The sequence below is a fragment of the Fervidobacterium islandicum genome, assembly GCF_000767275.3.
Lineage (GTDB): Bacteria > Thermotogota > Thermotogae > Thermotogales > Fervidobacteriaceae > Fervidobacterium > Fervidobacterium islandicum.
Genome location: NZ_CP014334.2, coordinates 415,156 through 426,929 on the forward strand (window position 1 = coordinate 415,156; position 11,774 = coordinate 426,929).

Annotated in this window: 16 protein-coding genes; 12 read left to right on the forward strand and 4 right to left on the reverse strand. The window is 39.6% G+C overall.

The genetic code is table 11. The annotated features are described in order from the left end of the window. Nucleotides 1-31 precede the first annotated feature (31 nt). From NA23_RS01950 to efp, 7 genes are read left to right on the forward strand one after another with little or no spacing between them, the layout of a single operon-like run. Nucleotides 32-967 (forward strand): ROK family protein, encoded by a 936-nt coding sequence (locus NA23_RS01950; RefSeq protein WP_033191312.1) that lies wholly within the window; start codon nucleotides 32-34, stop codon nucleotides 965-967. Between the two features lie 48 nt (nucleotides 968-1,015). After that, a complete protein-coding gene (locus NA23_RS01955) occupies nucleotides 1,016-1,450 on the forward strand; it encodes an OmpH/Skp family outer membrane protein (protein ID WP_033191311.1) in 435 nt (144 codons plus the stop codon). A 45-nt stretch (nucleotides 1,451-1,495) separates the two neighbouring features. Next, nucleotides 1,496-2,230 carry an LPS export ABC transporter ATP-binding protein gene (gene lptB, locus NA23_RS01960; protein ID WP_033191310.1) on the forward strand — a complete coding sequence of 245 codons (735 nt, stop codon included), beginning with the start codon at nucleotides 1,496-1,498 and terminating at the stop codon, nucleotides 2,228-2,230. A 26-nt stretch (nucleotides 2,231-2,256) separates the two neighbouring features. Next, nucleotides 2,257-2,856, forward strand: a complete 600-nt coding sequence (locus NA23_RS01965; RefSeq protein WP_033191309.1) for a TIGR03936 family radical SAM-associated protein — start codon at nucleotides 2,257-2,259, stop codon at nucleotides 2,854-2,856. Next, nucleotides 2,853-3,215: a response regulator transcription factor gene (locus tag NA23_RS01970; RefSeq protein WP_033191308.1), complete on the forward strand. Its 363-nt coding sequence runs from the start codon at nucleotides 2,853-2,855 to the stop codon at nucleotides 3,213-3,215. Before NA23_RS01965 ends, NA23_RS01970 begins: the two co-directional genes overlap by 4 nt. Continuing rightward, on the forward strand, nucleotides 3,208-4,611 hold the full coding sequence (locus NA23_RS01975) for a PP2C family protein-serine/threonine phosphatase (protein WP_052107092.1): 1,404 nt from the start codon (nucleotides 3,208-3,210) through the stop codon (nucleotides 4,609-4,611). Before NA23_RS01970 ends, NA23_RS01975 begins: the two co-directional genes overlap by 8 nt. Before the next feature lie 32 nt (nucleotides 4,612-4,643). Continuing rightward, nucleotides 4,644-5,201 (forward strand): elongation factor P, encoded by a 558-nt coding sequence (gene efp, locus NA23_RS01980; RefSeq protein WP_033191307.1) that lies wholly within the window; start codon nucleotides 4,644-4,646, stop codon nucleotides 5,199-5,201. Between the two features lie 43 nt (nucleotides 5,202-5,244). On the opposite strand, the gene NA23_RS01985 is transcribed toward efp, so the two are convergent. Next, a complete protein-coding gene (locus tag NA23_RS01985) occupies nucleotides 5,245-6,174 on the reverse strand; it encodes a DDE-type integrase/transposase/recombinase (RefSeq protein WP_033190913.1) in 930 nt (309 codons plus the stop codon). 127 nt (nucleotides 6,175-6,301) lie between these two features. Between NA23_RS01985 and NA23_RS01990 the strand changes: the two genes are divergently transcribed. From NA23_RS01990 to NA23_RS02010, 5 genes are all read left to right on the forward strand, one after another. Continuing rightward, nucleotides 6,302-6,619 carry an Asp23/Gls24 family envelope stress response protein gene (locus NA23_RS01990; protein ID WP_033191306.1) on the forward strand — a complete coding sequence of 106 codons (318 nt, stop codon included), beginning with the start codon at nucleotides 6,302-6,304 and terminating at the stop codon, nucleotides 6,617-6,619. Between the two features lie 35 nt (nucleotides 6,620-6,654). Further along, entirely contained in the window at nucleotides 6,655-7,080 is a 426-nt protein-coding gene (gene nusB, locus NA23_RS01995; RefSeq protein ID WP_033191305.1) for a transcription antitermination factor NusB, read from the forward strand. Nucleotides 7,081-7,177: 97 nt separating this feature from the next. Continuing rightward, nucleotides 7,178-7,690, forward strand: coding sequence for a hypothetical protein (locus NA23_RS02000; RefSeq protein WP_033191304.1), 513 nt, complete (start codon nucleotides 7,178-7,180; stop codon nucleotides 7,688-7,690). 26 nt (nucleotides 7,691-7,716) lie between these two features. Next, on the forward strand, nucleotides 7,717-8,556 hold the full coding sequence (gene folP, locus NA23_RS02005; protein ID WP_084384012.1) for a dihydropteroate synthase: 840 nt from the start codon (nucleotides 7,717-7,719) through the stop codon (nucleotides 8,554-8,556). After that, complete coding sequence (locus NA23_RS02010) at nucleotides 8,553-9,308, forward strand: pseudouridine synthase (RefSeq protein ID WP_249477118.1); 756 nt, start codon at nucleotides 8,553-8,555, stop codon at nucleotides 9,306-9,308. The genes folP and NA23_RS02010 overlap by 4 nt, the downstream gene beginning before the upstream one ends. Nucleotides 9,309-9,355: 47 nt before the next feature. Here NA23_RS02010 and NA23_RS02015 read toward each other — a convergent pair whose 3' ends face one another. The 3 genes from NA23_RS02015 to NA23_RS02025 form a co-directional block, all read right to left on the reverse strand. Continuing rightward, nucleotides 9,356-10,399, reverse strand: coding sequence for a vWA domain-containing protein (locus NA23_RS02015; RefSeq protein ID WP_033191303.1), 1,044 nt, complete (start codon nucleotides 10,397-10,399; stop codon nucleotides 9,356-9,358). A gap of 13 nt (nucleotides 10,400-10,412) precedes the next feature. Further along, entirely contained in the window at nucleotides 10,413-10,892 is a 480-nt protein-coding gene (locus tag NA23_RS02020; protein WP_033191302.1) for a hypothetical protein, read from the reverse strand. Between the two features lie 434 nt (nucleotides 10,893-11,326). Then, nucleotides 11,327-11,755, reverse strand: coding sequence for an Hsp20/alpha crystallin family protein (locus tag NA23_RS02025; protein WP_033191301.1), 429 nt, complete (start codon nucleotides 11,753-11,755; stop codon nucleotides 11,327-11,329). Between the last annotated feature and the right edge of the window lie 19 nt (nucleotides 11,756-11,774).

An 11,774-nucleotide genomic window follows, 5' to 3' on the forward strand; every position in this document is an offset into this window, starting at 1 on the left:
ATAATACTAAGTGACAAGGGAGGAGACGAAAGTGTATGTCGTTGGTATAGACTTAGGCGGAACGTTTTTTAAAGTAGGTTTGGTTGATGCGAAGGATGGAAGGATCTTGAGAAAAATTGAAAGAGAAACAAAGGTAGAAGAAGGTAGAGACAAAGTAGTTGAGCGCATGGCGCAAGCGGTTTTAGAAGTGACGGAAGGTAACGAGTATGTGGGGGTTGGTGTAGGTTCACCCGGGTCTATTGATCACGATAAAGGTGTTGTGCGTTTCTCTCCCAATTTCCCAGACTGGGTCAATTTCGAGCTTGGTGAAAAGCTTTCATCTTTTTTGAGTAAGCCTGTTTTTGTTGAAAATGATGCGAATGCGTTCGTGCTTGGTGAAAGATGGTTTGGTGCAGGTAAGGGGCACGAACATATAGTAGCACTAACACTTGGAACAGGCGTTGGTGGAGGAGTTATCTCGCATGGGGTACTTATAACAGGAAAGGACGGGATAGGTACCGAGTTAGGACACGTAATAGTTGAGCCAAATGGCCCACTTTGTGGATGTGGCAATTACGGTTGTCTTGAAGCAATAGCTTCTGCTACAGCGATAAAACGCATGGCACTGGAGGGTCAGAAGAAATTCCCAGAATCAGAGATATTCTTGGCTGAAGAAGTAAATGCCAAGGTTGTTTTTGATGCTGCAAGAAACGGTGATTTACTTGGTAAAACAATAGTCGACAGGGTTGTTAATGCATTGGCTGTAGGTGTAGCTAACTTTATACATATTTTCAACCCGAGTATTGTGGTTATCGGTGGAGGTGTTTCTCGCGCAGGTGATATTCTGTTCACGCCACTTAAAGAAAAGGTGCATCACCTGGTGATGCCTTCCTTCCGTGGTACTTACGAAATTGTTCAAAGCCCGTTGGTTGAGGATGCAGGGATACTTGGAGCAGCTTCTATTGTTCTTCAGAGAGGGGTTAAATAAGCATCACTGGAGTAAATTTTAACTACTACATTTGGAGGTGTTTTCAGGATGAGTAAGTATTTCTTGTACGTATTAGTTTCAGCATTTGTGGTTCTTGCAGTCATTATTGGAACAGCGGCAGATTCAAAAACAGGGCCAAAGCTTGGCTACATTGATCCAAACAAAGTACTGCAAAATTACGATAAGTGGATCAACTTCCAGAAGCAAATGCAGGATGAGATAGCGAAGTACCAAGCTGAGCTCGATAAGATCAAAGATCAAAACCAGAAACAACAAAAGTACTTAGAATATCAACAGCTGATCAACAACAAAATAGCACAAACACAACAACAAATCGAAGCAGAGATTTTGGGAAAGGTAAAAGAGTATGCAGAAATTATGGGATACGACTTCATTTTCAATAGCACAACGATGGCCTATGGAAGCCAAGCTTATAATATCACGGATGCTTTTATAAAGTATCTTAAGACTGCAAAGAAGTAATGATTGTTCGACAGTCAAAGCAAAGCACAGGAGTTTGTACGAAAAATGGCAGAGACAGACAAAGTTTTCGATCAGATCTCTTGTGAACGGATAGTTAAAAAGTTCGGCAGAAAACTGGTTCTTAAGGAAGTTAATATGTACGTGAATACTGGAGAAGTGGTAGGCTTGCTTGGCCCTAACGGGTCAGGCAAGACTACGTTGTTTAATATCATACTCGGTGTCGTTGTACCAACGAGAGGAAAGGTCTATTTTAACGGCAAGAATATCACTAATATGCCTATCCACAAAAGAGCAAGGCTTGGTATAACGTATCTTCAACAAGAGACTTCCGTTTTTAGAGATTTGAATGTAGAGGATAACGTCAGGTTGGTGTTGGAATTTCAGAAACTCAAGAGGAATGAGATAAAATCCATTATCGATACCACACTTACAGAGTTTGGAATAGACTCATTGAGGAAACAGTACGCATTTTCGCTATCTGGTGGAGAAAAAAGAAGACTGGAATTGGCAAGGATGATGTCACTGAAACCGAAATTCGTTCTGCTGGACGAACCGTTTATTGGTATAGATCCGAAGACGGTCAAAGAGATCCAAAAGGTAGTTTTGAGCCTGAAAGAAAGAGGAATCGGTGTGATTATCACTGATCATTCTGTGGAAGCTTTGAAGCCAATTGTAGACAGGTTATATGTAATCCACAAAGGGGAAGTTTTAGCCGAGGGCGATCCCGATGAGGTTCTGTCAAACGAATTGGTTAAATCTGTCTATCTCGGAGAAGAATGATACGATGAAAAGATACGGAGGTTACAATGATTCTATTATTTAAGAAGAAGGGACTTTTGAGGTTCTTATCTGCTATTGAGACCTCGAATGCAATTGTTAGAACTCTTCTGAGGTCCGGTATGAAAATCCAATATTCTGAAGGTTTTCATCCAAAACCAAGGGTTTCTTTTCTGGATACTGTTGCTACCGGTGTTGTCGATTTGGCACTTTATGTTAATGTTAAATTGGAGCACGAGGCCAGCGATCTGGATATAGAGAGTTGGAAAGGGATTATAAGAAACGTAGCCGTGCAAGGTCTGGAACTGGTTGAAATATTTCCCAGCGACATTAACTTGAATGAAATTGTCACTTCGTATGAATATCTTCTCTTTTCACGAGAACCTCTTGATTTGAACCGTCCTGTTCAAAAGCATTCAGGCAAATTATTTATCCCTGCTGAAATGATGAACAGATACGAACTTATTTTGAAAAACGGACTTTATGTGGTAAAATACACTATAGAACGTCAAAAAATATTCAACCCGTACCTGATAGATGGAGTTTTTTTGGCTGTTAGGACAAAAGCATTCTATGGAACCGTTGAACTAAGAGAGTTTCTGACCAAAAACGGGGGGAAGATTCCATGAAAGTTCTTGTTGTTGATGATTCGGATGTGCTAAGAAAAATTACGGTGTTCAACTTAAAAAAATTGGGGATGGAAGTAGAAGAAGCAGTAGATGGCGTGGATGGCCTGGAAAAAATGCGTTCGTGGCGTCCCGATGTAGTCATTCTTGACATTATGATGCCACGAATGGATGGTTTTACAGTTTTGAAGGAGATGAAAAAGGACGAAGCGATAAAGGATATACCTGTCATTGTCTTGACTGCAAAAGGTGGTCAAGATGATGAGCAAATAGCCCTGTCACTCGGTGCAAAGAAGGTAATGACCAAACCGTTTAGTCCTACCCAACTTGTCGAGGAGGTAAAGAGCTTAGTAAATGGTTGACAGAACAAATGAAACACAGGTTTTGGAAGCGGTGAAACCCCTTTCGAAAACTTTGGAAAAGATAGCTCAGTTGTTTGGTTTTGAGTTAAAATCCGTAAATAGTCTCGAAGAGCTGTTTAATTCAGCTGAACAGCTCTATGATTATATTCATAGACGCCTCGTTGACCAGAAGGCGAACAACGAAGCACTACAACAGCTAATTGAGGCACAACTCGAGGAACTAACAGCGACGTACGAGGGATTGTCAGCTTTATTCGAAATAAATAAAATCATCTCATCCGTTGAAGAGCCTTGGATGATTTTGAGTAGTGTTCTAAAGCTTTTAAAGAATGCAGTTAATTTTTCCGCAGCGGTCATTGTACTCAAGATCAATGATAAGCAGTACTTAGAATACTATGGTGGCAAGAGTGCTGAGAACGTTCTCAATGAGTTAGTTCAAAGATATCACCAAGAAGATAGTACGATCTTTGTCGACTTTGATAAAGATGTTGGTGGTCATATAGCTCTGCCTCTAAAATCGGAGATAGGTGATTACGGGATAATGATACTTTCGGGCTATGGTTCTGAGAAGATATTCACAGCTGGCGACAAGAAGATTGCCGAAGCGGTTGCGCAACAAATACTCACAGCTGTGAATAGGTATGTTATGTTACAAAGAGAAATAGAAAAGAAGCGACTTGAAGAGCAAATTCAAATTGCAAGAAATATTCAAATGGGCTTACTGCCGAAGGAATTCCCTGTTAACGAAAAATTTGATATAAGTGCGCAAAGCGCACCGGCCGTTCAAGTTGGTGGGGACTATTATGATGTACTTGCTAAAGACGATGGAACGATTATATGTTGTATTGCGGATGTTTCTGGCAAAGGCTTGCCAGCAGCGCTTATAATGTCTTCTTTTAGGAGTATGTTCAGGCTCTCAAGTAAGATTTCTGAAGATTTAAAGATGTTGGCAGAACAGTTTGATAAAATGATACACCAAGATTTTGAAACTGGTAGGTTTATAACTTCAATAATCTTTAAGATTACGCCCGATGGTGAAATGGAATATGTTAACGCAGGTCATGATCCGCTGTACATACTCAGGGAGAACAAGATAATTAAGCTGGAGTCTACAGGTACACCGTTTGGAATTCTCGGCGAGGGTTGGTATGATATCGGGAAATTTAAACTCGAAAAAAACGACGTAATCGTGGCTTACACTGATGGCGTAGTTGAAGCGCGGAGTATTACAGGAGAAGAATTTGGATTTGATAGATTGCAGGAATTGATAATGAGAAATAGATACTTGAAAGCCTCGCATATAGTTGATAAAATAATGAACGCAGTCTTCGAATTCTCGCAAGGTACGGTTCAGCACGATGATACTACGGTGCTAGTCGTTAAATACGAATATTAAGATAAACAAAAAAAGTAACTGGAGGGATTAGTATGATAGAAGTTGGTGACCTTGAAAAGGGTATGTACATCAAGTACGAAGGAGATATATACAGAATAATCGATGTGAACAAGCACTTCAGAGGAAGAGGGTCAGGACTTATCAGAACAAAGCTCAAGAGTCTGTCAACTGGTTTGATTAGAGAAGCCAACTTCGCAAGCGGTGAAAAGGTCGAGGAAGCTGAACTTTCCTTCAGGAAAGCGGAATACCTTTACAACGATGGTGAAAACTATTACTTTATGGACCTACAGACTTACGAACAGTACGCAATCCCTGAGTCGGAAGTTGATGAAGCAAAATACTACCTTGTTGAAAATACACAGGTAGATCTTGTGATGCATGACGAAAAACCTATCGGTATTCAATTACCAACAACTGTGGTCTTGGAAGTTGTGGAAACGGAACCAAACTTTAAAGGTGATACCGTTTCAGGTGGGGGCAAACCTGCGGTCTTGCAGACAGGGCTTAAGATCAACGTTCCGTTCTTCATAAACGTGGGGGACAAGATTAAGGTCGACACAAGGACGGGAGAGTACATAGAACGAGCGTGATGACATTCAACAGAATTAACTTAACGATAGTGTTTGGATGCTGTTAACTTGTAGTGATGGAAGACAATAGAACACTCATAACACGCGCAATATCATTCCCGTTCAGTTTCAAGAGATTTCTCACTACACAAAAGCTGTTTACGTACATTGGAAGATTGTCAATATTCTTAAATCCACGCTTGGCTCGTACAAAGTCTTGGAATAACGAAAATTTAGATTCACATTGATTGTTCTGCCCAAGTCTCACAACTATATGGTTGATATTCTTGTATAGTATCTTCACTGCACCATACGCACCAAGTCCATCAGTGATTAGTTCGATTTCTCTTTCGTTGTTACCAAAGAACTTCTCTAACAATATCTTCACTTGACCCATATCGCGATATTTGGATACATGCCAAGCAACAATAAGATTCGAATCGTGCTCAACTAAGAACCAAACGTAGTACTTTTTGGATTTAAACAAAACGACAGTTTCATCACCATGGACTTTGAAAGCATCTACAGGAACGAGGATGGAAAAGAAACAAGACAACTTAAGGATCCACTTGTAGATAGCGACATGAGAGACTTTGATATTAAGTGAGTCTCTGATGGAACGCAAGGACACAGCTTTGAAATAAAGGACGAAGGCTTTAAGGACAATAAAGATAGGGAAACGGAAGAACTTGAAAGAGTCGAAAGGAAGAGGGACAAATTGAGGTAAGTTAGTTGGGATTTCGTCTCTGGTATGGCAAGAACGGCAACGGAACTTAACGAAGGCTTTTTTGATTTTGTGGATTTGCATAGTTTTTCCACAGACAGGGCATTTAGGATAAGGGAAAGAGAAGAGCTTGTGTTTTTTTGAATGAACAAGTCTGAAAGTGCGCTTACAGTCTTTGCAAAAGTATTGTTGGTTACCGTACTTATCATGACCGTTTTTGTAGATGTTGGTAGAGCCGCATTTGGGGCAAGAGACTACAGAATTTTGCATAGTGGAGTACCTCCTTTTTGTGAGAATTGATGGTGGGGGGTGTTCCACTAATAAGAAGATAATACGGTTTTTGGAAATTTTCAATACTTTTAGTTAACAGCATCAGTGTTTGAAAGGGGGGAAACCCATGGGCAACATCACGGTATCTGATAATGTTATTTCCGAAATTGCCTACAGATCTATATGTTCAGTCTACGGTGTGGAACCAGATGACAAAGAGTTTAAAAAGGTGCGAAAAAATATATCTGTGGAGAGAACACCGGAAGATAACGTGATTTTAAACATCAAACTTGAGGTTCCATACGGGGAAAACATCGTTGAATTTTCCAAAAAAGTTATGAAAGCAATCTCTGAAAACGTTACTCAGATGACAGAAAAAGTCGTTGAAGCGGTAAACGTTATTGTGGTTGGTGTTTCAGAAAGGGAATTTAACAAAGCTTCATAAAGAGTTTAGATAATCAAATTCAAGGGGTTGAAAATTTGGTATCAAGGAGACGGAAGCTCAGAGAAGCGGTAGTAAGAGCGCTTTTCCAACTTGATTTTAGGCCTGACGAATTTAATGATATCCTTCAAGATATGCTCAGTGATGAAAAGATATCGGAGTTAAAGAAGGACGTCGAAAGGTATTTGAGAAATATACATGAGAACAAAGAGAAGATAGATGAGACTATTTCAAAGTATCTTTTGAACTGGGATTTTGGAAGGGTTTCTTACATCGACCGAAGTATTTTAAGATTAGGAGCGTACGAATTGCTTTACGAAATGGATGTACCTATCGAGGTTACGTTGGATGAGATGGTAGAGATTGCAAAGAAGTATGGTTCCGAAGAGAGTGGAAAATTTGTGAACGGTGTTTTAGACAAAATTGCGAAAGCCGAAGCTCCGAAGGAGAAGTTTAACCTGTAATAGTGTTGATTTTAATCCATCTTATTTCATTTCTTATCAATTTTACTTTTTGTTGCTTGTCAGTATCTCAAGGGGGAAAACTGGGGGTTCTCGTTTTGTGAGTTACGTTGAGTTTGTTATTTTCGTGATCGTTGCAAGCTTGATTATGATCACCGCGTTCGATGGTTACAGCCATGTGCTACAACACATGGCTTATATTTTAGATATAAATAGAAAGACTTTGAGAACCTTTCATATGATAAACTATCTGAGGTTCGATTTTCATAGGCATGGTGTTGCAAATTCGAATATAAAAATAACTCAAGCGGAAAACTACACATCGTTTGCATTTGATGAGGAAATAGACGGTCAAATAAAAAGAGTGCTGTATAAAGCCATGAAACCGTTCGAAGGCAAATCAGTAATATACAGAGATGTGTACGAGCCTTTTGGCACTACTTACAAATTGTTGAACAGAAGAACATACACGGTAGATGGATTTTACAAGCTCAGCTCATCGCAAGATGGGAAGTATCTTATTATAGAAACAACTTACTACGAAAAGTGCTTGATACCGATCAAACTTCCAAATGTCCAGATAGTAAGTATAATTGTCACAAGGGAAGAATAGAAAGCTTTGTTTAAGGAGTGAATGATATGCAAAACATTGCTCGGGCTCACATGATAAGGGAATTAATAAACTCAAAGAGGACAAAAGTCATGGGGATAATTAATGTTACACCTGATTCTTTTTATTCAGGCAGTCGCGTCAGCGAAGACGAACTGCTCAAGAAAGTAGAAGAGATGGTCAGAAACGGTGTGGATATTGTAGATGTCGGCGGTGAAAGTACAAGACCAGGTGCAGAACCTGTACCTCTTGAGGAGGAAATTAGAAGGACAGTAACAGCCGTAAAGATCATAAGGCAACATTTTGATATTCCAATTTCAGTTGATACCTATAAATCAGAAGTTGCACGACTTTCTCTAGAAGCTGGTGCGGACATTATAAACGATATAAGTGCGTTAAGATTTGACGAAAAAATGGTCGATGTTGCTGCGCAGTACAAATGTCCTGTCATCATTATGCACATGAAAGGTACTCCAAAAACGATGCAACAGAACCCTGAATATACAGATGTTATTGCTGAACTGCTCGATTTTTTCAAAGAAAGGATCAATTTTGCTAAGAGTCGTGGAGTAGGACAAATAATAATTGATCCAGGCATTGGATTTGGAAAAAAATTGGAGCACAACTTAGCGATATTCAAACACATAGACAAGTTCAAAGAACTCGGATATCCAGTTCTCATCGGTGCGAGTAGAAAATCGATGATAGGAATGATACTTAACCTGCCACCAGAAGAAAGACTGAACGGCACACTTGCGTTGACCGCGTACTGCGTTATGCACGACGTGGATTTCGTAAGAGTCCACGATGTGAAAGAAAATGTTGAAGTTGTAAAAGTAATGGAGGCTATCAAAAATTATCCACTGTGAAAAGGAAAGAAGGTAAACAGAGAATGGATGTCAAAGACAAAAATAAGAAAATCCGCTTAGACCGGTTCTTGGCTAATGCACACATAGGGTCCAGAGCAGAAGTTAAAAGGTATATAAAAGACAAACGGATAAAAGTTAACGGTGAGATTATTACTGATCCTGGCCTTCACATATCAGAGCGTGACGTTGTTACAATAGATGATAATCCTGTGATAGCACATCATTTTGTCTACATTATGTTAAACAAGCCAGCAGGCTTTGTGTCAACAACGGCTGAAAATGAGCCAAGTGTTCTTAATTTGATAGAGCATCCTTATATTAATGAGCTGCACATAGCAGGAAGGCTCGACAAAGATGTAGAAGGGCTTTTGATAATTACCAACGATGGAGACTTCACACACAATTTGATATCACCGAAAAAACACATAGAAAAAGAATATTACATTTACACAAGAACACCAGTTTTTGTGAGTGAGCAGATGAAAAATGATGTCGAAAAGGGATTAGAAGTTGATGGTGAGAAGTTTTTGCCGGGCAAGATAAGACAAATTGATGAAAAAGTAATTTCAATAACTATTGTTGAAGGGAAGTACCACCAAGTTAAAAAGATGTGTAAAAAGCTTGGAATAGATTGGGAGAAGATAAAAAGGATTAGAATTGGAAAACTAAGACTCGACGAGACTTTGAAACCTGGTGATTGGCGAGAACTGTCACAAGAAGAGGTTAGGAAAATTTTTGAAAATCGAATCTAAAAAAGCGGTGCCAATCTCGGCACCGCTTTTCTTTAAAAAGTTGACTATTAATAAGAAATATTTTCGAGCTTAAGGTATCTCTTGTCTTCGTCCTTGGTGTAAAAGACTTCTATCGTATGTGTAGCTGCTGGTGAATCGCTTTCAAAAGTGACGATCCAAGATGAAGTCACGTACTCTACTATGCCAAGGTCATTTAAATTGACGTTTCCTTCAGAATCAGTGTATTTTATAACCCCACCTGTTTTTTGGCAAAGCTCTCTTACATCTCCCTGAGCAGAAAAGTCTGTTGCAGATGAGTTGTAGTAAACTCCTGGTACGAATGCACCGTGTATTGTGAAATATCCAACAAGAAGTGGTAACATGTCTGATTTATCAAAATGAGCGATTCCTGAGCCATCGCTTTTATAATGCGCTGGTGCATCCGTAATAACAATCATCACACGCTGTGCAGCTGGTCTCCATTCCATGGCAGTAGCAGCAAACATGATAGCATCGTAATCATTTTCTGGCCAATCGCCACCGTCACCTGCATAAAGTGTTGCAACGTATTCTTGAGCTGAAGCTGGTGAGGTGAGATTTAAAAACGTTGGGCTGGCTACTATATCACTTGGAGGATTCACGTAATCATCAAACGGAACAACACCGACCCTTGCGTCCAATCCTCGTTCTTCGAGAGACTTTGCAAAATTGATTATGCTGTTTTTAGCACCGTTTATAGCAGGAGACATACTTCCAGTTACATCAAGGATGATAGCGATGTCTAGTTTGTTTCTTACGGTGGATTCCTTGTATAGCACAAACCCCTGTTCCCTGTTATCTTCAAATACCCTCAGTTCGCTAGATTGCAAATTTTCTACACCGGGCAGACTAATCCTTAGTCGAACTGGATCGGGAACAGCAATAGGAACCAAAGAAGGTTGCTTGTCCAGTGTCCCATAGATACCGCTGCTTGAGTAACCTGTTGTGGAAGGTTTAGTTGTGCCAACTGGATCTCTTGGGATTACCTTAGGAGCTTGAGGTATCTCTGAACAGCTGACCAAAAATGCGAGAACAAAAACAAAAGTTAAGATACTTATAATCATCTTTTTCATACTTACCACTCCCTTAGAACCCAATTCCTACGCCCGCTGATACTGCGTAGGTATCGAAAAGTTGAAATGACGTGTTCATTGTTGCAATTCCCTCTACAAAAAAGATTATGCCAGTTCCGAATCTCATACCGGCTTTGAGGTGGAATATATCTTGATACATCGCAAACTCTGTATTCTTGATATCGTAAATGATAATCGGCGCAGCACCCACATAAAGTAACGAACCCATCAACGGTATTCCAAGGTAGAGATACGGATCAATCTCTACAAACTGGATTTCTTCGATGTTTATCTCTTCTAATTGCTCAAAAGATGCAACAGGATAATATCCTTCTAACATGAGAGAGATTCCTGCTGAAAGCGTTCCTATCCTTGCACCTACGTAAGGTCTGTTCTTACCACCAAGTTCCAAACCACCAAAGACGGATATTTCAAAACTGAATGCGGAAATTAAAGCAAGTACAACAAAACCGATAATCAAAACTTTTCTCATAAAATCACCTTCTCCTTTTTGTGTTGATTAGATTTTCCTTAAATACGTTGTTACTCCATTTAGGTAAATCTCACCTCTTACACCTCCCTCCGTAATTTCCAACAATTTGATTTAAACAGATCCTTTCTTGTTTCTAGTGAACTTCGACAAGTTTTCGAAGTTCTTTGGATTGTTTTAAGCACATTGGGGATTCTAAGCAATTCCTAATCAACCCTAATATACTTTTGACCTTAGTATGGAGAAAAAGGTTCAAATGCTCACCTGCCATTTGTGGCCAGATAACAAAAAAGCATATTAAAACAATCATTTTAAGCAAATTGCAATTTTTTGCACAGTTCAACCTAGGAAAGTATTTCTACGCTCTGTTCTAAAAAAATAAAAGCAGGGTTCTCGCTTTCGCAAGAACCCCGCTTTCTTTATGTAGCTCTAGTCTGTTATTCGACTTTTACCTCGAGAGCTGGTTTTTCTTCTTTCTTCTTTGGCAGTTCTATTGTCAAGACACCATCGTTGTATTTTGCCTTGATGTTTTGTACGTCAACATAGTCTGGGAGCAAGAAGGATCTTTCAAATTTGCCAAAGCTTCTTTCGACGATTCTGTAGTTCCTACCTTTTTCGTCTCTTTCAGCCTTCTTTTCTCCTGAAATTCTTAATATTCCGTCTTCAACTGTGATTTTTAGTTCGTCCTTCTTAACGCCAGGAACTTCAAGTTCAAGAACTACCTTGTCTTCTGTTTCATAAGCGTCTACCTTTGGGAGGAATTCAAAATCTGTTCTGAATGGTTTCATGAATTCTGAGAAGAGTCTGTCAACTTCTCTTTGTAATTCCATGAATGGTTCAAATAAGTCGTTTCTTCTTGCCAACATACTCTCACCCCCTGCTCAG

Bases quoted from the DNA above. Each gene is read 5' to 3' on its own strand.
- NA23_RS01955 (WP_033191311.1), top strand. From the start codon at position 1,016: ATGAGTAAGTATTTCTTGTACGTATTAGTTTCAGCATTTGTGGTTCTT.
- lptB (WP_033191310.1), top strand. From the start codon at position 1,496: ATGGCAGAGACAGACAAAGTTTTCGATCAGATCTCTTGTGAACGGATA.
- NA23_RS01965 (WP_033191309.1), top strand. From the start codon at position 2,257: ATGATTCTATTATTTAAGAAGAAGGGACTTTTGAGGTTCTTATCTGCT.
- NA23_RS01970 (WP_033191308.1), top strand. From the start codon at position 2,853: ATGAAAGTTCTTGTTGTTGATGATTCGGATGTGCTAAGAAAAATTACG.
- NA23_RS01975 (WP_052107092.1), top strand. From the start codon at position 3,208: ATGGTTGACAGAACAAATGAAACACAGGTTTTGGAAGCGGTGAAACCC.
- efp (WP_033191307.1), top strand. From the start codon at position 4,644: ATGATAGAAGTTGGTGACCTTGAAAAGGGTATGTACATCAAGTACGAA.
- NA23_RS01985 (WP_033190913.1), bottom strand. From the start codon at position 6,174: ATGCAAAATTCTGTAGTCTCTTGCCCCAAATGCGGCTCTACCAACATC.
- NA23_RS01990 (WP_033191306.1), top strand. From the start codon at position 6,302: ATGGGCAACATCACGGTATCTGATAATGTTATTTCCGAAATTGCCTAC.
- folP (WP_084384012.1), top strand. From the start codon at position 7,717: ATGCAAAACATTGCTCGGGCTCACATGATAAGGGAATTAATAAACTCA.
- NA23_RS02015 (WP_033191303.1), bottom strand. From the start codon at position 10,399: ATGAAAAAGATGATTATAAGTATCTTAACTTTTGTTTTTGTTCTCGCA.
- NA23_RS02020 (WP_033191302.1), bottom strand. From the start codon at position 10,892: ATGAGAAAAGTTTTGATTATCGGTTTTGTTGTACTTGCTTTAATTTCC.
- NA23_RS02025 (WP_033191301.1), bottom strand. From the start codon at position 11,755: ATGTTGGCAAGAAGAAACGACTTATTTGAACCATTCATGGAATTACAA.